Genomic DNA, 23403 nt, shown 5'->3' on the forward strand with positions numbered 1-23403 from the left:
CTTCCTGCCCTTTGCTTTTCTCTGTATGGTGGATAAGATTGATGAATATAGGCTAGGCTGTGCTTCCTGTTCATTGTGATTATTCACTCTGAGTCTGTATATTGTTCGGCAGCTCTTTTTAGTTTTTTGCCCATCAATTCTACCAATGTATTCGGATACAGAACCTGTATCCCGTTGGCATATCCGAAGAATACCCGTTCCAGTTCATGGTTGATGACTACTTCAATTTCCAGTATGACGCTTCCGTCAGCCAATTCTTCTATTAATTGCTGGCTGCGGTGTATAGGTTTGGTAATGATATATGGCGCTTCGTTGGCAGCCACTTTGAAACCTACTTTCTCGGCTTTGCTTCCTGAATTCTTAGTCACTCCTACCAAGTCGTCAAAGAATGTATTCGGGTCGAAGAACGTATTCTTTATAGATTGCTCTTGTGACAGAACTTCTAACGAATGTATTCTGTCCAAAGCTAAGTTCTGCAATATCCGTCCGTTTCCTCTCACTCCATACACAAACCACCGGTTGCGGTACTCTTTCAATAAATAAGGATGGAAAATGAAATCGTTTGCCGAACGTGCTTTGAACGAACGGTATTTCAGCCGTATGGGATGCTCGTTCACAATGGCGTGATAGATTGTATCGAGGTAATCCAGTCCTTTCAGTGATTCATTCTTCTCGAAGTCGATGACCGGAGTTGTCTTCATTCGTGCGGAAGCGACATGGTCTTCCAGGCGATTGATAATATCGCTCATCTCCGTGAAGTAAGAGAATCCTTTGAATTGCCGCAATACTTCCACTGCTTCCGACATCATTTTCAAATCCTGTTCGTTCAGCGGAGTTTGCGTGATACTGTATTCCGGGTCTTCGTATTTATAATATTTATTCTCGTACACTACAATCGGAGCATTATAACCCAGTTTTTCGCTGCGCATCATCTGAATATCCATTTGCACCGTACGTTTGCTTATCCCCTTATCAATGCCTTCATATTCATAAAGGGCATCCGAGCAGGCATCCACCAAATCTTCCAGCGTCCAGCGACGGTAAGGATTACGCAGGCAGTTATCAATTGTTTTATAACGAATCAAGGCATTTCTATTGGCTGGCATAAGCAGGAGAATTAAGATTGGCTTCAAAAGTAGAAAAATTAATTCAGGAAAGCAAAGAGGTTATTCGTCTTTATTCCTGCGATATCTCCGTAAATATGCATATTTTTCCGTTACTTCTCCTTTTTTCTTCCGATTAATTCGATTTTAAGTCATTATTAATTCACTTTGGCGGAATTTATTAAGGGGTGCCCCTTTACTTTGCTGAAAATAGTTTTAAAGACTTAAAAGTATAACATGAAAAACAAAGGAATAACATGGTAAAAAGGTTTGATTGGTTATTGGTATTTTTATTGTTTTCAATAGGTGTGATGGCACAATCCGGTGGGAAACAGTATAATTCTTACAAAGGATTGGTTATGGCCGGTTATCAGGGGTGGTTCAATGCCCCTGGTGACGGCTCCGGCCGTGGTTGGCATCATTACAATGGTCGCGAGGGATTTCAACCGGGGTCATGCTCCGTAGATTTTTGGCCGGAAGTATCAGAGTATAAGAAACTCTATAAGACGGCATTTACCTTTGCGGACGGCAAGCAGGCATCTGTTTTTTCTTCTTATGACGAGTCTACCGTCAATGTTCATTTCAGATGGATGAAGGAATATGGACTAGACGGAGTGTTTATGCAGCGCTTTATCGCAGAGATTCGGAACGAAAGCGGATTGAAGCATTTCAATAAAGTGCTGGACTCGGCAATGAAAGCCGCCAATAAATATAATCGCGCTATCTGCGTGATGTATGACTTGAGCGGAATGCAGTCGGGTGAAGAAGAGTTCTTGCTCAAAGACATAGCAGAAATCGCCCAACGACATTCTATAAAAAATCATGCAAAGAACCCTTCTTATCTGTATCACAATGGCAAACCGTTGGTTACGGTATGGGGAGTGGGATTCAACGATAACCGCCGCTACGGATTGAAAGAAGCTGCGCGTATCATCGACGGACTGAAGTCACAGGGATTCAGTGTGATGCTTGGAGTACCTACCCAATGGCGCGAATTGCAGGGAGACACGGAATCAGACCCGCAGTTGCATGCACTTATCAGAAAATGCGATATTATCATGCCCTGGTTTGTAGGGCGATACAATCAGACTACCTATCCGAAATATCAGAAACTCGTAGAAGAAGATATTCAGTGGGCGAAGAAGAATCAGGTTGATTATGCGCCGTTGGTTTTCCCGGGTTTCTCATGGGCGAATATGAAGGGGAAGGATAATAATTCACTTATCCCCCGCAACAAAGGTTCTTTCCTTTGGGATCAGTTGATGGGAGCCATTCGGGCAGGTGCCGAAATGATTTATGTAGCCATGTTTGATGAAATAGACGAGGGAACGGCTATCTTCAAGTGTGCCAAGAAAGTGCCGGTAGGCGAAAGTACATTCGTACCCATCGAGGAAGGAGTGGAAAGCGACCATTATCTGAAACTGGTAGGCGAGGCAGGTAAGATTTTACGCAAGGAAAAGGCGATAGCATTGAATACAAGCCTGAATCCTGCGGCTCCGAATCCCTTTATCCGGCATATGTACACAGCTGACCCTTCGGCTCATGTATGGAAAGACGGACGCTTGTATGTATATGCTTCCCATGACATCGCCCCGCCACGCGGATGTGATTTGATGGACCGTTATCATGTGTTCTCAACTGCTGATATGGTGAACTGGACAGACCACGGGGAGATTTTGAGTTCTGACCAAGTACCTTGGGGACGAAAAGAAGGCGGTTTTATGTGGGCGCCGGACTGTGCTTACAGAAATGGTACTTACTATTTCTATTTCCCCCATCCCAGTGAGACAGCTTGGGATAACAGTTGGAAGATTGGCGTGGCTACCAGCAATAAACCCGCGGAAGGATTCAAAGTGCAGGGATATATCGAAGGAATGGACCCGATGATTGACCCTTGTGTCTTTGTGGACGACGACGGACAGGCTTATGTCTACAATGGCGGTGGCGGCATCTGCAAAGGTGGCAAACTGAAAGATAATATGATGGAACTGGACGGACCGATGCAACCGATGAAAGGACTGGAAGACTTTCACGAAGCAGCCTGGATTCACAAATATAAAGGTAAATACTACCTGTCTTATTCCGACAACCATGACGAGAACTGGAATGACGGCGTAAAAGGAGACAACCGGATGCGCTATGCCATGAGCGACTCCCCGTTAGGCCCGTGGGAATCAAAAGGCATCTACATGGAACCGACCGACAGTTACACCAATCATGGCTCTATTGTCGAATTCAAAGGACAATGGTATGCTTTCTATCATAACAGCGCCTTGTCCAGGCATGATTGGCTACGCTCCATCTGTGTAGACAAACTGTATTATAACCCGGACGGCACCATTCAGATGGTGAAGCAAACGAAGTAGATAAACGAAATCTTAATAATATTAGAAAAACGAGCATAACATGAAAAACAAAATGAAATGGATGCTGGCAGTAGGCTTACTGTCATGTTCCGTAGCAATGGCACAGCAACAAAGCGATATATTATCGGTATCGGCTTCCGCAAACGCGGAAAATGCGGCTTTGGCCTTTGACAAAAATGTAAAGACGATGTGGACATTGCCTTCCCAGGCACTAAAAGCCGAACAATGGCTGATGTTTACCATCCAGCAACCCGGTGATGTCTGCGAACTGGACCTTCAGATGCAGGGAATCAGCAGAAGCGAACTGAAAGACGCGCTGGATATATTTGTCACCTATGACCCGATGAACCTGGGAACTCCCGTAAACTATCAGGTAGAAGGGAATGACAAACAAATGAAAGTGAAATTCACCCCGAAATATGGCGCTCATGTCAAGCTGAACTTCAAGCCCGGAAAGGTGGACAAGCCTTTTTCTCTAAAGGAGATTTCAGTACTCGTGGCAGAGAAAGTCCTCACAGACAGTAAAGGGAAAGTGACCGACCGCCGTTATATGGACGCGTCTCTTCCGGTAGAAGAACGTGTGGAAAGCCTGTTGGCGGTGATGACGCCGGAAGATAAAATGGAACTGATTCGTGAAGGATGGGGCATCCCCGGTATTCCTCATTTATATGTGCCGCCAATCACCAAGGTAGAAGCCGTGCATGGCTTCTCATACGGTAGCGGCGCAACTATTTTCCCGCAAGCCCTGGCAATGGGAGCCACCTGGAACAGAAAACTGACGGAAGAAGTGGCGATGGTCATCGGTGACGAGACGGTAGCGGCAAATACCAAACAGGCATGGTCGCCCGTACTGGACGTTGCGCAGGATGCACGCTGGGGACGTTGTGAAGAAACTTTCGGAGAAGACCCCGTACTGGTTTCACAAATTGGCGGTGCATGGATTAAAGGCTACCAATCCAGGGGCTTATTTACCACTCCCAAGCACTTCGGCGGACACGGTGCCCCGCTAGGCGGACGTGATTCGCATGATATCGGACTGTCTGAGCGTGAAATGCGCGAAGTACATTTAGTTCCGTTCCGTTATGCTATCCGCAACTACGATTGCCAGTCTTTAATGATGGCTTATTCAGATTATATGGGCATCCCCGTAGCCGGAAGCAAAGAACTGCTGCAACAGATTTTGCGCCAGGAATGGGGATTCAACGGATTTATCGTCAGTGACTGCGGCGCTATCGGCAACCTGACTGCCCGTAAACACTATACGGCAAAAGATAAGATTGAAGCAGCCAACCAGGCATTAGCCGCCGGCATCGCTACCAATTGTGGTGACACCTATAATAATAAGGAAGTAATTCAAGCTGCCAAAGACGGACGCATCGACATGGAGAACCTCGACAATGTATGTCGCACCATGTTATCCACCATGTTCCGTAACGAACTATTCGAAAAGAACCCCTGCAAACCATTGGACTGGAAGAAAATCTACCCGGGATGGAACTCGGACAGCCACAAAGAAATGGCACGTCAGGCAGCACGTGAATCTATTGTAATGTTGGAAAACAAAGACAATCTCCTGCCTTTGGCAAAGACGCTGCGCACTATCGCAGTACTCGGCCCCGGAGCAGACGACCTCCAGCCGGGCGATTACACCCCGAAATTACAACCCGGACAATTGAAATCCGTACTGACCGGTATCAAAGAAGCCGTCGGCAAACAGACGAAAGTGCTTTATGAACAAGGCTGTGACTTTACCAATCCGGATGCAACGAATATCTCTAAAGCTGTCAAAGCAGCCTCCCAATCGGACGTCGTAGTAATGGTGTTGGGCGACTGCTCCACCAGCGAAGCCACCACTGATGTTCGCAAAACGTGCGGAGAGAACAACGACTGGGCTACCCTGATTCTGCCCGGCAAACAGCAGGAACTGTTGGAAGCTGTTTGCGCAACCGGAAAGCCGGTCATCCTGATTCTTCAGGCAGGACGTCCCTATGACATTCTGAAAGCGTCTGAAATGTGTAAAGCCATTCTTGTAAACTGGCTTCCGGGACAGGAAGGCGGCCCGGCAATGGCAGATGTTCTGTTCGGTGACTACAATCCCGGCGGTCGATTGCCGATGACTTTCCCGCGCCACGTAGGACAGCTCCCTTTGTATTATAACTTCAAGACTTCAGGCCGTCGCTATGAATATGTAGATATGGAATTTTATCCGCTTTACCGCTTCGGATTCGGTCTTAGCTACACTTCCTTTGAATACTCGGATTTGAAGATTAAGGAACAACCGAACGGCAATGTAACCGTTCTGGCTACCGTGAAGAATGTAGGAAGCCGTGCCGGAGATGAAGTGGCACAATTGTATGTGACGGATATGTACGCCAGTGTAAAGACCCGCGTCATGGAACTGAAAGACTTCGATCGTGTTCACTTGCAGCCGGGAGAATCGAAAACCGTCTCTTTTGAACTGACACCCTACGACATATCCCTGCTCAACGACCATATGGACAGAGTCGTGGAAAAAGGAGAATTCAAGATATGCGTCGGTGGCATGAGTCCCGATTACAAAGCTAACAATGAAATTAAGCACAGTGTAGGCTTCAGCGATAAGAAGAAAGGCGTATCCGGTATGCTTAATTATACGCATGAGTTTGGCGCCAACTTCAATCTCTCCATATCGAAAGTAGAAGAGAACCTGACGAAGAATCAGAAGACCGTATGGGTAAGCGTGAAGAATGAAGGTTCATTGATGGATATTGGCAAAGTTGAAATGTTTATTGACGGTATCAAGATAGGTGATGCCATCCATTATGAACTGGGAGCAGGAGAAGAAAAACTGATTCCGTTCAAGCTGAATAAAGACAGTAAGCAACCTGTTGCTTTTACTACCAAGTATAAAATGGTGGCTCTTTAGAGCCGCCATCATCATCTAACTTCTGATAAAATGAAACGAATTCTTTTAGTCTCGTGGCTCTTCCTACTTTCCGTCGTCCTTGGATTGCCGGAAGTGAATGCTGATGTAAAGATGCCTTTGATATTCGGCAATCATATGGTTTTGCAGCAGGACGCCAATATTGCGATTTGGGGCTGGGCAGATGCCGGAGAACACATCGAGATAACCTTTGCCGGACAGAAAATGAAAACAACCGCCAACGCCGACGGGACATGGCAGGTGAAACTGAAACCGGTAAAAACAAAGAAGAGAGGTGAGACGCTGACTATCACCGGAAAGAACAAACTGGTTTATTCGGATGTACTGGTAGGCGATGTATGGGTAGCTTCCGGGCAATCGAATATGGAGTGGGGCGTCAAGGTGAGAAAAGAATATGCTGACGATATAGCCCATTCGGAAGATTCCTTGCTGCGTCTATTCTTTGTCCCTAAAAACACATCCCTGCAACGCTTGGCGGATATTGAAATCCCACAAGGAACAGCCAGTCCCGAACGGGCTGCCAGGTGGGTGCTTTGTACGCCGGAAATGCTGGCGAAAATCAACGGACAGGGATTCTCTGCCACCGCCTATTACTTTGCACGTGATATGCGTGCGGCCAACGGGCGTCCGTTAGGAGTTATCCAATCAGCCTGGGGCGGTACGCGTGCAGAGGCTTGGACAAGTCTTTCCGGTCTTCAACAGGAACCCGCATTGGCTCATTATGTAGCTGCTTATGAGAAAAATGTAAAGGACAATCCCGAGATATTGGCTACTTATCCGCAGAAGCAAAAAGAGTTTGATTCGGCAGTAAGGGAATGGGATAAAACGGTAGGCAAGGAATGGAACCAGGCGCAGAAAGAATGGGCGGTAGCGGTACGTGCCGCACAAGCCGCCGGAAAACCTGCCCCTCCCAAACCGGCTCCCCGTGCACCTCGTCCGCCCAATCCGCGCAAACCGGACGGCGGCAATAACGGCCCGTCCAACCTGTTCAATGCCATGATTTCTCCGTTAATCCCTTTAAGCATCAAAGGAGTCATTTGGTATCAGGGCGAGTTTAATTCCGGTGGCTCGGCAAAGGAATACGCGACACTTTTCTCCCGGATGATTACCGACTGGCGGGAGAAATGGGGGATTGGCAACTTTCCTTTCGTATATGTGCAGCTTCCCAATTACGAACCCGTAGACCAGGAACCTTCTGTCGAAGGAAACGGCTGGCGCTGGGTGCGCGAAGGTCAGTCGAAAGCATTGAACCTTCCCAATACGGCCATGGCAGTAACAATTGATGTCGGCGATCCGTTCGATTTGCATCCGGTTGACAAATACGATGTAGGACACCGCTTAGCCCTTGCTGCCCGCAAGTTGGCGTATGGCGAGAAGATTGTCGGCATGGGGCCTCTTTATAAGAAAATGACAGTGAAAGGAAATAAAATAATCCTGGAGTTCACCAATCAGGGCAAGAAGTTGATGATGGGAACTTCCCCTTATCTCCCTGAAGGCGAACAACCCCAACCGAAACCGACCAAGCTGACCGGATTCGGTATTGCAGGCGCCGACCGCAAGTTTGTATGGGCGGATGCCATCATCGAAGGGAATAAAGTCATTGTATCGAGCAACGAAGTTGCCGAGCCCGTAGCTGTACGCTACGGATTCTCCAACAGCCCGCGCTGTAATCTGTATAATGAGAAAGGTTTGCCGGCATCCCCTTTCCGCACAGATAACTGGGAATAATAAAAACGAATGTCCGGACAAAGCAAGAAAGACGAACCTTATTGCCTGTATCTACTGGATAAGCCAATGAATTTCCGATATCTGCGAGTTCGTAATACAAAAGATATGGAAGGATGTTTTTTCTTTATCAAATTTTTATATATACGGCATGGGAACAAAGAAAGATAAGTTGACAAATGTAATTAATACAATGTAAGATAGAAAAATGGAACTAATAAATAGGTATAGAAAGTTTTTGCTGGCAGGTGCTTTGTCTGTGATGTCCTGCTCTTTTGTACAGGCGCAGGAATTGTATAAGAATGACAATGCGCCCGTGCACGAACGAGTGACGGATTTACTCTCCCGCATGACGGTGGAAGAAAAGATAAGTCTGCTGCGTGCCACTTCTCCCGCCATTCCCCGCTTGGGCATTGATAAATACTATCATGGCAATGAAGCGCTGCACGGAGTGGTACGCCCGGGACGTTTTACCGTATTCCCGCAAGCCATCGGACTGGCCGCTACCTGGAATCCAGATTTACAGAAGCGGGTAGCTACCGTGATTTCGGATGAGGCGCGTGCCCGTTGGAATGAATTGGATCAGGGCAGGGAACAGAAAGAGCAATTCAGTGATGTGCTGACCTTTTGGTCGCCTACCGTGAATATGGCACGTGACCCCCGCTGGGGACGTACCCCGGAAACGTATGGGGAAGACCCTTTTCTCAGTGGAATTATGGGAACTGCTTTTGTGCAGGGACTGCAAGGCGACGACCCGCATTATCTGAAAATCGTTTCCACTCCCAAGCATTTCGCCGCCAATAATGAGGAACACAACCGCTTTGTCTGCAATCCGCAAATCTCCGAAAAGCAATTGCGTGAATATTATTTCCCTGCGTTCGAGATGTGTGTGAAGGAAGGGAAAGCCGCTTCCATCATGACTGCCTATAATGCGTTGAACGATGTGCCCTGTACGCTGAACGCCTGGCTGTTGCAAAAGGTTCTGCGTCAGGACTGGGGATTCCGGGGATACGTCGTTTCCGATTGCGGCGGGCCGTCCTTGTTGGTAAACGCCCATAAATATGTAAAGACCAAAGAAGCCGCCGCTACTTTATCCATCAAAGCGGGACTGGATCTGGAATGTGGAGACGATGTCTACGACCAATATCTCCTGAATGCCTACCAACAATATATGGTATCCGACGCCGATATTGATTCGGCTGCCTATAATGTCCTGACAGCCCGTATGAAACTGGGGCTTTTCGATGGAACGGAACGCAATCCGTATACTAAAATCTCTCCGTCCGTGATTGGCTCGAAAGAGCATCAGGAGATAGCTTTGGACGTTGCCCGCCAATGCATTGTTCTGTTGAAGAATAAAAAGAATATGCTTCCGTTGAATGTCGATAAGTTAAAGTCGATAGCAGTGGTCGGTATTAATGCGGGCAAATGCGAGTTTGGCGATTATAGCGGTGCACCGGTAGTAGAGCCTGTTTCCATCTTGCAGGGAATCAAAAACAGGGTAGGCGATAAAGTAAAAGTCGTATATGCTCCCTGGAAATCTGCTGCCGACGGACTGGAATTGATTCAAGGTGAGAACTTCCCCGAAGGATTGAAAGCGGAATACTTTGAAGATACCCATTTGAAAGGTACTCCCAAAGTGCGCACGGAAAACTGGATTAACTTTGAACCTGCCAACCAGGCACCCGACCCGTTTCTGCCTAAATCTCCGCTCTCTATTCGTTGGACGGGAAAGCTGAAACCGACTATCTCCGGTCGCTATACATTCAGCTTTACTTCGGATGACGGTTGCCGTTTAAGCATTGACGACCAATTGTTGATTGACGCATGGTCGGCGCATGCGGTATCTACGGACTCGGCTTCCATCTATCTTGAAGCAGGGAAAAACTATCAGCTAAAAGCCGAATATTATGATAACCGTGATTATGCCATTGCAAAACTGCAATGGAAAGTTCCGCAAATAGGAAAGGCTACCCGTCTCGATTTGTATGGAGAAGCCGGAAAAGCGGTCCGTGAATGTGAAACGGTGGTTGCCGTAATGGGAATCAATAAGTCGATAGAACGTGAAGGGCAGGATAGATACGATATCCAGCTCCCGGCAGACCAAAGAGAATTCTTACAGGAAATCTATAAAGTGAATCCGAACATAATCGTTGTTCTCGTTGCGGGAAGTTCATTGGCTATCAACTGGATGGACGAACATATTCCTGCCATCGTGAATGCCTGGTATCCGGGCGAGCAGGGCGGAACGGCTGTCGCCGACGTATTATTCGGTGACTATAATCCTGCCGGACGTTTGCCGCTGACCTATTATAAATCGTTGGATGAACTGCCACCATTTGATGACTACGACATCACAAAAGGACGTACTTATAAGTATTTCAAGGGCGATGTTCTCTATCCTTTTGGTTATGGACTGAGCTATTCCGCCTTTAAATACAGTGATTTGAAAGTAAAAGACAGCGCAAGCAAAGTCACTGTTTCTTTCCGCCTGAAGAATACCGGAAAGAAGAAAGGGGATGAAGTAGCACAGGTGTACGTGCGAATCCCCGAAACCGGCAGCATCGTTCCAATAAAAGAACTGAAAGGTTTCCAGCGCGTGCCTTTGAAGTCAGGTGAGAGCCGTTTGGTAGAAATCGAACTCGATAAAGAACAACTTCGCTACTGGGATGCAGCAAAAGAACAGTTTATAGTACCTACGGGTGCATTTGATATTATGGTCGGTGCTTCTTCCAAAGATATTCGCTTGCAAACGATAGTCAATTTGTAGACTATGGGGGAGTGTGTCAAAACTCCCCTTTTAATGAAATCATCCTCGCTATAGATAGTTGTAGCAAGGATGATTTCGTTCTTCTCTTGTAATGTGTGATGTCTTGAAATAAATAAACCCCGAAAGTTGGACAAAAGACTTTCGGGGTTTACTTCATTTTGACAGGCTCTCTCCTTTTGTTCTTCTGTCTTTTTCTCTTCTTCTTCTTCTGCTGCTGCTACTCTTCTTCTTTAGTTCTTCCCCTTTTATTGTTGCCGCTACTGCCCTTTTGTATGAAATATTTAATTCCTGTCTATGCATTATCGAATATAACTGCTATGGAAAAAGTATATAGTAAGGACTTAGTTCCGGAAGCTCTGATGAACGTCTCGTTCCTCGGTGAGAAACAGGCGTTCCCTCGGTGGGGAACGGGCGTTTCCGTTAAAGGAAACGGCAGGAAACTGTAAGGCGCTGATTTCTAAAGTTATAAGTAATCGAGCATATCTCATATGAATCGAATATTTCCGTCTTAGGTATCAGATATAAATAAAGAGAGGAACTGTATTCATAGATACAGCTCCTCTCTTCTTTTGTTTCGGCTTTTTACCTTTGTCTATTGTATATGTACTTATTTATTTGTAGTCAGACAGTTGATCATATTCACTACTAATTTACCGGCTATCGGGTCGGTTGCGGCTTTTTCCGTACACATGGTAGAGATAATCGCTTCTCCTTTCCCATCAGCTATCTGTAACATCGTCAAGCCGCGCATGGATTCTATACGTTCGATGCGGTCTTCCGGTTTGCCACCGTCGATGTAAGCGTGGATTTTCATTTGTCCTGCCAGTTCCGTTACATTCTTATGGCGGTGAGCTTTCAGGGTAGCGGTACATGCTACGGGGATTTCACGCTTATTGTTGTTGAAATAGCGTAGTTCCAGTACGTCGATGTCATTAAAGACAGGAGCATCGTTGCGTTCCATGATAACGATATCGCCTTCTGTCGGGATAATCCATCCGGTGATGTATTCGGGATATGCAGTCTTCACTGCTTCCTTGCTGTTGAGGAAAAGAAGTTTTCCACCTTTGGACTGATAAGCGCGGAGCATTTCCTTTTCTTCATCGGTGCAGGCTGTCAGACCGGAGATGACGCAAAGGTCAGCTTTCAGTTTGCTGTTGAGCAACTCTTTTACGGAAGAAACCGGCTGATACTTGATGTTCAGGAAGTCGAATACCCCTTTCGTGTTGTCTTTATCCAATAATACAATCTTTTTGCTGTTGTCCACCTGACCTGCATTCCACTCTTTGCGGGCGAGCAGCAACTCGTATTCATTGGCAGAGATGGGCAAGCCGTTTTCTGTGAGTTTCAATACCAGTTTGGTTTTTGTTTTGCCGGCGGGCAGACAGGTCGGTAACTGGATATCAGGTTCGATATAATATCGTGCGTAATGCTTCACGACAGGGATATTTTCACAACCGTTTGCCAGTCGCTTTCCGGTTTCGTCTTGTATCTCCCAATGGAGCAGAGACGGTTTCAAGTCCGTGCCGTTCTCGCGGTCGTTTACTACATAGATACGTGTAAACAGCTTTTCGCCGGCATACAAATTGCGTCCCCATAACTCTGCGCTGACCAATACAGGTTGCAAAGCCCGCTTCAAAGCATAGTAAGTAGGATACGGCTCGATATTCTGATAATCGTATGTCTGACGGAACCATGTCATCAAGGCAAAGTGCATAATACCCGAAGCCTGGTCGTTGGAACGGCGGAGTGTTTCAGCCAGTTCGCCTGTGATGAATGCCTGTACTTTCAGGAAGGATGCAGGGTCAGCCCAGTCGTAAGCCTCATAACCTATCAATGTATAGGGATTCTGATGGATAAGCTGGTAAGAGCGTGTAGGGTGTCCCGTTTCATTGTTGGGATAACCCGTAGACATTTCCTGGCTGATAAGCGGACGGTCGGCCACTTTGAACTGCTTTTGGAATTCACCGTTGAAGAAACGGAATACAGAGTAGTCATACCAGTTGTAATAACCGTGCATATCGTCAATGTCGCCATCATCAATGCTGTTCATAAAGTCGGTGCCGAATTTCTTGTCCTTGCCTTTGGCCTGATAGTTGGAGTCGAAGCAGATGGGGCGGGTAGGGTCGATACGGCGCATCTCTTTCACTACGTCCGAGATAATGCGATATTTCTCTTTGGCACGTTCCAGGTCGCTGTCGTTGTCGTAGAACTTCATTTCATTGTTTACTGTCCAAAAGAGTAATGACGGATGATTGCGATACTTTTTCAGCAGTCCCAGGAATTCGTCGCGCCACATCTCCAACAGACGTTCGTCGGGAATCGGTGTGGAGTGAATCATCAGCCATGACCATGTACCTTCGAATGAAACACCGATACCGTTGTTATCGGCAGCCGCCATCCAAAGTTTGTTCCACGGGGTGGTATGCGTGCGGGTAACGTCAATGTTTCCGGCTTTCATCAGTTGCATGAAGGTATTTGCCAGGTTCTCATCGTTGGGCGCCAGTGCGAAAGGGATATGGTTTCCGCCGCGCAGCCAGTATTTACTGCCGTTCAGGTAGAAAAGTCCGTCCTTCACTTCAAAAGTGCGGAAGCCGGAAGTTTCCGTCAGGCAGTCCAGTTCGGTTCCCTTGTCTGCGACCAGGCGGAACTTGAAGTCGTAAAGATTGGGATGCTGCGGTGTCCATAGACGGGGTTTCAGGTCGTTTATGGTGTACGTTTCCATTCGTTCTTCGCCTGCGTTGAGGTTTAGTTTCCGCAGGGATAGCCCGGAGTAAAGCATAGAGCCTGTCTCCTTGTCGATGATGTCCGTATAAAGGTCGAATTGCTTCTTCTTGTTGCCGTGGTTCTTTACGGTCACGTCAAACGTAGCACCCTGCAAGGTAGGCTTGATAAAGGCATCTTCCACTTTCATCGGGTCGGTGACAGTCAGCTTCACAGGTTGCCATATTCCGGCAGGTTCATCACCGTAGAAACCATGTGCGATGTCTTTCAGAATGTCTTTCTTTACGGTCACTTTACCATCCTCTTTCTCACTTTCGCGAACGGACGAGTAGAAGAAGTCAATAGAGTTGGAATCGGAAGAAGCACTGCCGTCCGCGTTGCGTGTCACTTTTACTGTGAGCAGGTTCTTGCCGGGTTTCAGCAGTTGGCTGCCGTCTACCTGGATTTCACCGAACATACCGATGTTTGAAGCTGCCAGTGTGCCGTTGATATAGATTTCGGCAATTTTAGAAACGGCGTCGAAAGTCAGTGTCAGGTTCTTGCCTGCTACGTCGGCGGGCAGTTCCATCCATTGGCGATACCAGGCGTATTTCACGCGGCGGTAATCAAAGGTATAGTTTTCGCAACGGTCGGTTTCCTGTTGGTAGTAGGTGTCCGATACGCCTTTCGGTTGTGCTCCGGTGGGAGAGGGCATTGTTTCGCCGTGCAGCCAGATGCGGATGGGATTCCAGAAATTGGGGACGGACATGATGTGCCAGTCCTTATCGTCGGTTTGTGCGGAAATAGCTTTATCCTTGTTGTCCAGTTGATAGTCCGGCATAAAGAGCCAGTTGCCATCCAGCGTGATGTCCGTGCGGCTGCCGATGAGGGCTTTTAATTGTACGGGCGCGTAGGCAGCACGTTCCTGGCGGCGTTTGTTTTCTTTCTCCGCAGGGGTGGCTTTCTTTTTATATTCCGCCACTTTTACGTCTTTCAGTGCGTCGTCCGCCATCGGGGTTACGACAAGGTCGTCAAACTCTGTCTCTATCCATCCGCCGCCTAAAGCAACTTCACCCGATGGAACGAGGTTCGCGTTTTTATCCACGAGGTCGATGCGGGGTTGTTTCTCATCATTGAGGAAGATACGGATGCGGTTGCCGCAAACTTCTACTTTCACCTGATACCATTCTCCCGGTACAGGATGGAAGCCCAGCGGACGAACGCCCATAAACTCATCCGTACCCATATATCCGGTACGCATCAGGTAGAGGTCGTCCTGCAATCCGCCTTTAATACCTACCACATAGCGGTCGAAGCGGTTGTAATTGCGGAAACTTGCCCATATCTGTACCTGTTCGGCATTCTTAGGGGCACGGGCTTTGAAAGAGAAGGAGTAGTTTTTCCATTCAGGATTGCCGAATACGGCGTATGCGCCTTTGGAACGGAATACGTTGTCGGCAATGCTGCACGTTCCCCGACCTACTACTTTCAGAGTCTCTCCGGCATTGGAGAAGTCGTTTGTCCATGTAGTATTGTCCTGTGCTTGTCCGTTCATGCAGAAGGCGCTGCATGCACAAGCTAGAAATACTTTGCTAATTCTATTCATGATATTACAAGTTAATAATAATTTTGGGATAAAGGTACAGTCCGACGAATAATTTTTAGGTTATGTTTCGCTTAATGTGCGCTTAAAATGCGCTTAATTGTTTCGTCATAGTATAAAAAGAGCCATGCCGCCAACCGAAGTGCGTGTACTTGCGGTTTTGCGGCATGGCTTTTAAAGAAAATCTCTCTCTATTATGCTACTCTATTTGTATAGAAGAGATTTCAAGTTCTGATTATCCTTTGATTATTTTGAAGTACAAACTCTGACTGCTGTAATCGGTTTCAAAGATAATTCTGAGCTGGATTTCCTTACTTGATTCTCCTTTCAATTTGAAGGTTTGGTTATCCGAATCTACTTCCAATAAAGATTTAGCTTCATCATTGGCTCCTTCAAACGCTACTTTTATCGGTTTTTGTACGCCGAAGTAGGTACTACAATGGTCTGTTGGCGCAAGTCTGTTCAATGATGAGTTGTATTGCAACAATACTGGTAAATTCGTTCCGGAAGCATTGCTTTCACCACCGTATACATCCCATGCGCAACCTTTTCTCCAGAATTCGTGATTCTTCAAAGCGTCTCCCAGATTGTAAACCTTGCCGACAACCAGTTCTGTCAACTCTTCCTTGCCAGGTTCAAAGTCGGATATTTTCAGGTTATAGTCTGTGCTGATAACACCTGTCGCGTTAGGTTGCTTGTCAACGCCCATATAAATCATATGGTCTCCCGGTTGGCGTACAGGGTCTTTTACGTACCATGCTTCATTACCTTCAGATGATACTTCTCCCTTACCGGCGCTGAATGTCCATGATATCTTGATGCCATTATTGGCTTCTGTCATTTCATTTATCTTCTTGTCGTTAAAGTTGAAGTGGAATAATTGCAGATGCGGAGTGTTGCGGACGATTGTCAATTCGTTCTTGTAGGCATCCCATAAAAAGTTATTAGCATCCCATCTTTGTTGTACTTTGTCATTTTGGTCACCTTTATTCAGGGTGATTGTAAAGTCTGCGTCAGCAGGTTTGAAGTTGTACAACGCTTTGCGCAAGTCCATATCAGTGAAGTGATAGCCTTTTACCTTATCATACACACCCGGGATAGCAAATCTGTTACCAATATTGAGAACTGGGCTTGCATGGTCGATACCGGATTTACCATAAATAGGAATTTCCAATTCAGGTTTCTTCGTCGGAGCTTCCACTACATACTTCGATGTAACATTGCCTATATACAATCCTACTTGTTTGTCATTGAGAGTGAAAGATTCCTTATCTGTTCCTGTTTCATTCATAGCGAACAGGTTGGCTCCTACTATACCTTCAGCCTGAGGACCTACCAACAGATAACTAGTCTTTTGAAGAGCGTCGTAGTAAAGACAAACTTCACCGTTAGCCAATTCTGTGTCTTGTGTGATACTTGCAAGATTTGTATTCATAGGAATAACATCCCAGCTGCCACCGTTTTGTTGAGCACCCAGTTTCCATGCTTTGGATGCTGCAACTCCCATGCTTTCCAGTGTAGTTTGAGCATTGTGCACTTTGATAGCTTTTGTACCCTTGTAAAGACTTTCAATGTCACTTAGCAGTTCTGTTACACCTGTCAGTCCGATACCGTTTTTGGCAGTCGATTCATCCTGTGAGTAGACCAATACTTCTTTAGTGAAATCTTCTTCGGCCACAGTATAAGTGATTTTCACTATACCTTGTCTATTGGCTGCTTTAGCGGTCAATACCCCCTTGTCAGTCACTTCGAACGTGTTGTTCGGATTTTCTGTCAGTTCATAAGTCGTTGCGATTGCCAGTTCACTGAATCCCAGTTCGTCAACGAACTTCACTTCTTCGCTTTCGCCGAATCCCCAACCGATTGTTTTGGCAAGGTCGAGACTTTCAGTGCTGATGAATTTCAGAGATTCCGAATTCTGATAATACGTACGTGTTTCGCGGTAAGCAAACTGACCGTTGCTAGCGCTGTAAGAAGTCGGTTTCACTACGAAGTAATTGGAACTTGTAGTTGTCTTGTCCAATGTGATTTCCAACACTGCGCCGTAGTACGGAGCCGTCATATTACTTGGAGTCAGTTCTACGGTCAGGATACCGTTTGCGTCGAGCTTCTTATCTGTATTAACCAACAGTTGAGGAAGTTCCGCACGTGTCATCTTCAATTCGTGAATATCTGCGGATTCAAAAACAGCTTCGGACAAATCAATGTCTTTAGGCAGAATCTTGAACTTCGCGGTAGCTGTATGGGCGGTAACCACTTTACCTAGCTTGTTGGTATAGCTGGCTGCTTCGAGGAATTCATCTTCTTCAAATACAAATTGCTTCTGGAAGAGGATGGAACTGATACCACTGAAACCGCCACCTTGTACGGGAAGGATATAGTTTTCACCGTAGATGTAGACAGAGAGTGTCTTGTTCTCTTTATTCTCTGCCAGAATCGGTGTGTCCTTATCCGCAGTGATAGTGGTTTGCACCAGTTCGCCTGTTTTCTGGATATAGATGTAACCGTTGCTCTTGTCATAGTACAGTTGGTCTTTGTCCGTTCCCGGAATTTCCTGCTCAGTGCCGAATGTCAGTACCTTGTACCAGCCCGCGCCTTTATCTTTGGTATATCTCCATGTGCCTTCTTCCACCTTGAACTGGTAGAAAGGAGTAGCCTTATTGGAAGCCTGAACGTATAGTTCGTCTCCGTTGCTCAATACGATGGTGTATTGCGACTGGTCTTCGCTGGGATACCAGCTTTGTACTGTTAAGTTTGCATTCAGTGCAGCCTCGATCTTTTCTTTGAATCTATCCATGTCAGACTCAACCGTTGTGATACGGTTGTTCAGACCTTCGATATCCGAGTCGTAATCCTTGCAGGAAACAACTCCTGTTCCTAATGAAAACAACAGTGCTCCATAGAGAAAACTGTTTAATACTCTTTTGTTCATCATAGGTAAATTTTTAGTTTGATACATATTTTACTATTCTTGTTTTTTATTTTTCTGCGATAATCTCTGCGTAGTTCAGGCTGATGGCACCTTCGGTCACTATCAGGTTGAAGTCGGCATATCCGCGTGCGTCACGAGTGTAAACTGCTACCTGTGCTTCTTCCCATGTGCCGCCTGTGGCAGGAAGACTTACGCTTTGCGTCATCGTGTCGCCAATCTGGCAACGTACGCTGGCTGCGCCATTGCTTGAGTAACGGAAACGGATAACGGATTCTCCTTTTCTGAAAGGCAACTCTTTCCATCTCAATGTATTCAGCCCGGCGGAAGTGAGGTTGGTGTGCCAACCACCGCTGTATTTCGTATCGTTGCAGTATTTCACTATGCCCTGTTCAGGTGCATTGTTCATTTCCGACTCCATCAGCAGAGTTCCAATCTTATTGCCTGAAACACTGCCTTCATAACAGTAATCGCTAGTTTCCGCTTCAATTTTTTGATTGGTAGGGAAGGGATTATTACTATATTTACGAAGCTGATTGATGCGTTGGTTTGGAAAGTCGTAATAGATCTTATCCGAACTTCTCCACCAGGCTGCGTTCTCGGCAAGGTCAGTGAATCCTTCGAGGAATACCAGGTCGGGCTTTTTAGCCAAGAAGGATTCGAACATCTTGGTTGCGTAGCGACCGTGGTCGGAATCGATAAACTGCCAGTTCGGACGGGCGAGATCACCCTGCACGAAGCCCGGACATCCGCTGCCTACACTGAAGCCCTTGAAATTGTAAGAGGAAATGTAGGTGTTGTATTTCAGGTTCTCATTGTACACGTCTTCTTTCATGTCCATTGTAGGAACGGCAAACCAGTTGTGGATACCATCCAAATAGGGGCAATCCACCAATGAGAAGTCGCGGTCGGTCCATTCGCGCTGGATGATAAGGAACGGGCGTACGCCGAACATAGCATTGAAGTCTTCGCTGAGACATTTCAGAATGTAACTCAACTTGCCATGATAAGCGTCTGACTTCGTCTGGTCGAGTCCCGTAGTACTTTTGTATTTTATCGGGTCTTTGGCCATCAGTTCGCTGAGATAACTGTCTTGCAGGAAACCGTTCGGATTCCAGAACAATACAACCGGACGTCCGTCTATCTCAAACCAATAGTCACGCGGAACGTTTTCAAACGATGGCTTAATGTTGGCATCCCAGATGTAGTAATAAATCTCCTTACGGAAATCATTGTTTGCACCTTTCATATCCTCTTTCTCAGGGTCGAGGAAGAGCAACGGATAGTGTGAACCTTCTACGCGGCTACCGTTTCTGAACGGTTTGTTATCGTAACCGTATCCTTTGTGCGCGTTGCGTGCCGCCGACCATGAAGCAGGAGTATCATCGAAGATAGCGATTTTGAACTCATGTTCCACACCTTTGCGCTTGATGGCTGCCATCATGTCGATGAGCTTGTCGGGACGTCCGTGGTCTATATCGGGATTGGACTCACCACGACAGTTCATGGCAACATAGTCCTGACCGCTATAAGCGATTTCTTCCACAAAGTTGTCCCACCAGTCGGCTTCGGTGATCGGGCCGGGATACGGCTTGTCTTCCTGTGCTTCCGGATAGGCGGAAGCTACGTAGCGGCAAAATAATGAACGGTTGTGCATGGTAGATACGTCGGTTTTAGACTTGTCCATATTCCGGCGCAAGTTGCCTTCGAAACCTGCCAGTGTACCTATCTTGTAGGAACGTACGATTTCCTCTTCCGTTCCCTGATTGCCTTCAGAACCCGGGCCGTTTGGTCCGTCAGCAGGATTGTCGTCCGAGCACGCCCAGCAGAAAGCGCCCAAACCCAACAGGCAAATGTATTTCCAATATTTATTTCTCATATTCTTTCTATCATTAAAGAGTTAACATTCTTAGTTCTTCTTGAATTGCTGGCGGGTGATTTCCAGATAGGTCTTTCCGTATCCGTTACCGTAGCCCTCTACTGTCGGCTCGATGAAGGAGTCGAAGTTGTACTTGTTGTAAGAGTCGATAAGGATGAGGCGGCTGCGTCCGGCGTTCATCTTTGCCACGTTACAAATGGTGCGGTAGGTGGCAGGGTCTTTCTTCACAATCGGAGAGTTGCCGATAGAACCGCGACCGTCCTGCACCAGCTTGTTCCAGGCAGGGCCAACAGTAGGAACGTACTCCATACTACCGTTACCGAAGGCAGGCAATGCCGTTTCGCGGTTGTACTTCCAGTTTTGGTCTATCATCTGCGGATACATATAAGAACGGCTCATTTCCGACTGGTCGTACATGTTACGGCTGGCTACGGCGTCTACGCAACCTTCCATGTAGAAGTATTGGTAACGCATCTGATTGCACCATACATCGGCACTCTCCACCATGATGTAAATGTCGTAACCGGTAGCTTTTTTCACAGCTTCGCGGATGCCGTCATACATGGCTTTGGCGTCTTGCGCATAGATTTCGCCCGTCTTGTTTTTGATGTAAACCATCGGTCGTGTGCCGCCTACTTTATAGTAGCGCTCGTCTGAGAAGTAACAACCTATTTTGCTGAAGAAGTTGTTCAGCAGTTCCTGGCGTGTATAGGTGACGCCGTCATAGGTTCTTCCGGTAGCCGTCTCGATGCAGTTGCTTGAAGACAGGGTAGGAGACATATCAACGATGTTGTTCCAGTTGATAGCAGCCACGATTTTCATCGTTTTCAGGTCTACGAAGTCTACTCCCGGTTGTCCCAGGTGTGGCATCGGCAGGCGTTTGCCCCCTCTGCCTGAACGTCCCAGCATCATGGTTATAAACAGTGAATCTCCCTGGTTGATTTCTGTGCCGGGGCCTTTGCCCAAGTCTACGCCCGCTTCGGGGAGAATCATAAAGTTCGCTCCCGCTTCGATGCAGTCGTCTACGTGTTGCTGCACCATCGGAATCATGCGATAACTCTGGCTTCCTGCGTCCGGTTGCAGGAAACTTTCTTGCTGTGATGCGGGCATTACCTGCGGTGTCAGGTTGTTATAGTCGTTCTTCGCGCTCAGTTCCGCGTCGGTCAGTGTCAGGAGTTCCCAACGGGTGAAGTTAGCATCACCGTTCGGTCTGCTGGCTATGTCGGTTCCTTTGTTGTAGAAGATACCTACCTGATAATCTTCGGTGACAGGAATTTCCGGAATTTCGTAATTCAAGAAGTAGTCGTCGATGCTCGGACCTTCTTCTTTGTCGCATGCCGCAAGAAGTAGCAAAGCTGCGGAGCATCCGGTAATGTATTTCATTAGTTTCATAACTGTCTATCTGTTTATTATATTATTTTTTATCTTCTATGCGCACAAACTTGATACTTGCTTCCAGGCGTGCTTCTCCTTCCAGGGAAATGTATTCCGGATAGTCTGACAGTACATTGTCTACAAACTCTTCGATAGTGTCGCCATACCAACGGGCTACCATTTCATTGTTGTACATCAACTGACCGCCTTTCCAACGCTCGTACAGACCTTCCTGGTTGTACGTTCCGCCAATGCCAAGCGGGGTGAAGAAGTTGTCGTTATAGTTGCCGTCTGAACGGGGTGTCAGTGAAGTGGATTGCAACATGCGGCAGGCTTCACGGTAATAGTTCATGTTCCAGTTGCGTTCGTCCGTAGGATATTGCAGACGTTCGGGAACAGGGTCGAACTGGTTGGCACCGTAGGTTCCGTAGTTGTTCGGAGTTCCGTTGTAGAAAATAGGAGGATATTGCATCACACGTGTTCTGCGTTCCAGTGTCCATCCGGCGAATCCGTTGAAGTAGTCGGCGATGTAACGTTGCTTCCACACTTGTTCCAAGTTGTTCTTGTAACCGCCTTTTCCGTTGATATCGGCTTTGTAGAAGGCACGGTAGTCACGACAGCCCAGTCCGTTAGTATTCCATTTGATACCATTACGTTGGATGTAGTCGGTTATTCCGGCAGTCACACTGTACTCGTTCATGGAAGCAGTGATACCATTGTAGTAGTACTGCTCGGCACTTTGCGGCAATGCTATGTTCAAACCCCATTCGTCTTTACGTAATTGGATTTCGGAGAGCATGAAGTTTACGTCCGCCCATGTCAGTAGTTTCACCTGAGCGTCCTGCTTGATGAAATCACGCTGAATCAAAGCGTATGTATAGCCTTCGATACTAACGGAAGCGGTGGAATAAAGACTTTGAAGGTTGTTGTTGTGTTCATCCTTGCCCACAATCCATCCGGTAGGCGTCTGTTTCAGTTCGAAGCGTGGCAGGAAAGGTATTCTGTATGATACCTGGATGTATTTCTCCTCTGCTGTCGACCACAGGGAATCTCTTACCACGGCGCGGTAGTCACCACTCTCATTGTTGCGTGAAGGTTGTGCATATTTGCTCAAACGGGGATCTTTGTAAGAGCGCATATAGCAGAAGAAATATTCGTCCATTGCCGGGTAAGTCAGACCACCCATTTCTGTTTCCAGTTTCGTTCCGAGGTCAAATTCTTTCAGGATACGGTTGTAATATAAGGAAACGTCGGCATTGGGGTCGGTACCATAGCGTCCTGCTGCGTTGTCATTATTAGAGTTGAACAGGTAGTTGCGGTTGGTTTCGTTCAATGCTTTTTCTATCTGCTCGCGTGCCATAGAGATGGCTTCGGGGCTTTTCTTCATGTTCATCATGCGGATAGCCACGTCCAGGCGCAGGGAGTTGGCAAACTTACGCCATTTCTCGATGTCACTGTCACCACCGGCAGAAGGATAGAAAGGGTCTTTCAATATCTTCGCTCCGTTTGGGTCGAATGTTTCTACCGCCTGGTCCAGCCAACGGAGTATCTGCATATAGGCTTCGGCTTCGCTGTTGTAGTAATATACGTTTCCGTAAGTCTCCTTACAGGCTGAATCCAAAGGTACAGGACCCCATGTTCCGGTCAGTACGGAGTAGAGATAAGCCTTCCAGGTAGTCAGGATTGCCCAATAGTTTCCGTTGGTATCCTGGTCGTATTTCTCTTCCATAATAGCTACGTCACCCAGAACTTTCTTGTAGAAGTTATAGAACCGGTCGCCTACGTTGTCCGAACTCTGCGGGCTCGTCCATGACACTACGTAACGTGCCATATAGGCGTAGTAGTTATAGTTCATTTCGGATAATACGTCCAGGGATTTGTAGATAGTACCCGGAAATATCTTTTGGATATCAACTTCATCCAAATATAGCTTGTTGGGGTTTTGGTTGACTGCGTCGAAACCATCCACGCAAGAGGTAGCTAGTCCCAATAAGGCTGCGGTGCATAGTGTATATAAGTACTTTTTCATCG

At 46.9% G+C, this 23403-nt stretch carries 11 protein-coding genes; 5 read left to right on the plus strand and 6 right to left on the minus strand.

What is annotated here, in order from left to right:
- Nucleotides 1–83: 83 nt before the first annotated feature.
- Nucleotides 84–1106, minus strand: a complete 1023-nt coding sequence (locus HC965_RS00415) for a YafY family protein (protein WP_191029571.1) — start codon at nucleotides 1104–1106, stop codon at nucleotides 84–86.
- A gap of 1439 nt (nucleotides 1107–2545) precedes the next feature.
- Between HC965_RS00415 and HC965_RS26815 the strand changes: the two genes are divergently transcribed.
- The 5 genes from HC965_RS26815 to HC965_RS00440 all read left to right on the plus strand — a co-directional run bounded on the left by HC965_RS26815 (nucleotide 2546) and on the right by HC965_RS00440 (nucleotide 11333).
- Nucleotides 2546–3469 carry a family 43 glycosylhydrolase gene (locus HC965_RS26815; RefSeq protein ID WP_370539957.1) on the plus strand — a complete coding sequence of 308 codons (924 nt, stop codon included), beginning with the start codon at nucleotides 2546–2548 and terminating at the stop codon, nucleotides 3467–3469.
- Nucleotides 3470–3509: 40 nt separating this feature from the next.
- A complete protein-coding gene (locus tag HC965_RS00425) occupies nucleotides 3510–6374 on the plus strand; it encodes a glycoside hydrolase family 3 N-terminal domain-containing protein (protein WP_191029573.1) in 2865 nt (954 codons plus the stop codon).
- A 30-nt stretch (nucleotides 6375–6404) separates the two neighbouring features.
- Nucleotides 6405–8120: a sialate O-acetylesterase gene (locus tag HC965_RS00430; RefSeq protein WP_191029574.1), complete on the plus strand. Its 1716-nt coding sequence runs from the start codon at nucleotides 6405–6407 to the stop codon at nucleotides 8118–8120.
- A 205-nt stretch (nucleotides 8121–8325) separates the two neighbouring features.
- Nucleotides 8326–10887, plus strand: a complete 2562-nt coding sequence (locus tag HC965_RS00435; protein ID WP_191029575.1) for a glycoside hydrolase family 3 C-terminal domain-containing protein — start codon at nucleotides 8326–8328, stop codon at nucleotides 10885–10887.
- A 272-nt stretch (nucleotides 10888–11159) separates the two neighbouring features.
- Nucleotides 11160–11333, plus strand: a complete 174-nt coding sequence (locus HC965_RS00440; RefSeq protein WP_191029576.1) for a hypothetical protein — start codon at nucleotides 11160–11162, stop codon at nucleotides 11331–11333.
- Between the two features lie 161 nt (nucleotides 11334–11494).
- Here the strand turns inward: HC965_RS00440 and HC965_RS00445 are convergent, their stop codons facing one another.
- The 5 genes from HC965_RS00445 to HC965_RS00465 all read right to left on the minus strand — a co-directional run bounded on the left by HC965_RS00445 (nucleotide 11495) and on the right by HC965_RS00465 (nucleotide 23401).
- Nucleotides 11495–15193: a glycoside hydrolase family 2 protein gene (locus tag HC965_RS00445; protein WP_191029577.1), complete on the minus strand. Its 3699-nt coding sequence runs from the start codon at nucleotides 15191–15193 to the stop codon at nucleotides 11495–11497.
- A gap of 232 nt (nucleotides 15194–15425) precedes the next feature.
- Nucleotides 15426–18125, minus strand: a complete 2700-nt coding sequence (locus HC965_RS00450; RefSeq protein ID WP_191029578.1) for a hypothetical protein — start codon at nucleotides 18123–18125, stop codon at nucleotides 15426–15428.
- 43 nt (nucleotides 18126–18168) lie between these two features.
- Nucleotides 18169–19998 (minus strand): DUF5010 domain-containing protein, encoded by a 1830-nt coding sequence (locus HC965_RS00455; protein WP_191029579.1) that lies wholly within the window; start codon nucleotides 19996–19998, stop codon nucleotides 18169–18171.
- A 30-nt stretch (nucleotides 19999–20028) separates the two neighbouring features.
- Complete coding sequence (locus HC965_RS00460) at nucleotides 20029–21390, minus strand: glycoside hydrolase family 99-like domain-containing protein (protein ID WP_191029580.1); 1362 nt, start codon at nucleotides 21388–21390, stop codon at nucleotides 20029–20031.
- Between the two features lie 22 nt (nucleotides 21391–21412).
- Nucleotides 21413–23401, minus strand: coding sequence for a SusD/RagB family nutrient-binding outer membrane lipoprotein (locus HC965_RS00465; protein ID WP_191029581.1), 1989 nt, complete (start codon nucleotides 23399–23401; stop codon nucleotides 21413–21415).
- Nucleotides 23402–23403: the final 2 nt, after the last annotated feature.

Origin of the sequence: Bacteroides sp. GM023, assembly GCF_014750685.1 — a bacterium.
In the GTDB taxonomy this organism is placed as follows: Bacteria; Bacteroidota; Bacteroidia; order Bacteroidales; family Bacteroidaceae; genus Bacteroides.

Excerpts from the sequence above, each read along its gene's own strand:
- HC965_RS00415 (WP_191029571.1), bottom strand. The coding sequence starts at position 1,106 with ATGCCAGCCAATAGAAATGCCTTGATTCGTTATAAAACAATTGATAAC.
- HC965_RS00425 (WP_191029573.1), top strand. The coding sequence starts at position 3,510 with ATGAAAAACAAAATGAAATGGATGCTGGCAGTAGGCTTACTGTCATGT.
- HC965_RS00430 (WP_191029574.1), top strand. The coding sequence starts at position 6,405 with ATGAAACGAATTCTTTTAGTCTCGTGGCTCTTCCTACTTTCCGTCGTC.
- HC965_RS00435 (WP_191029575.1), top strand. The coding sequence starts at position 8,326 with ATGGAACTAATAAATAGGTATAGAAAGTTTTTGCTGGCAGGTGCTTTG.
- HC965_RS00440 (WP_191029576.1), top strand. The coding sequence starts at position 11,160 with ATGAAATATTTAATTCCTGTCTATGCATTATCGAATATAACTGCTATG.
- HC965_RS00445 (WP_191029577.1), bottom strand. The coding sequence starts at position 15,193 with ATGAATAGAATTAGCAAAGTATTTCTAGCTTGTGCATGCAGCGCCTTC.
- HC965_RS00450 (WP_191029578.1), bottom strand. The coding sequence starts at position 18,125 with ATGATGAACAAAAGAGTATTAAACAGTTTTCTCTATGGAGCACTGTTG.
- HC965_RS00455 (WP_191029579.1), bottom strand. The coding sequence starts at position 19,998 with ATGAGAAATAAATATTGGAAATACATTTGCCTGTTGGGTTTGGGCGCT.
- HC965_RS00460 (WP_191029580.1), bottom strand. The coding sequence starts at position 21,390 with ATGAAACTAATGAAATACATTACCGGATGCTCCGCAGCTTTGCTACTT.
- HC965_RS00465 (WP_191029581.1), bottom strand. The coding sequence starts at position 23,401 with ATGAAAAAGTACTTATATACACTATGCACCGCAGCCTTATTGGGACTA.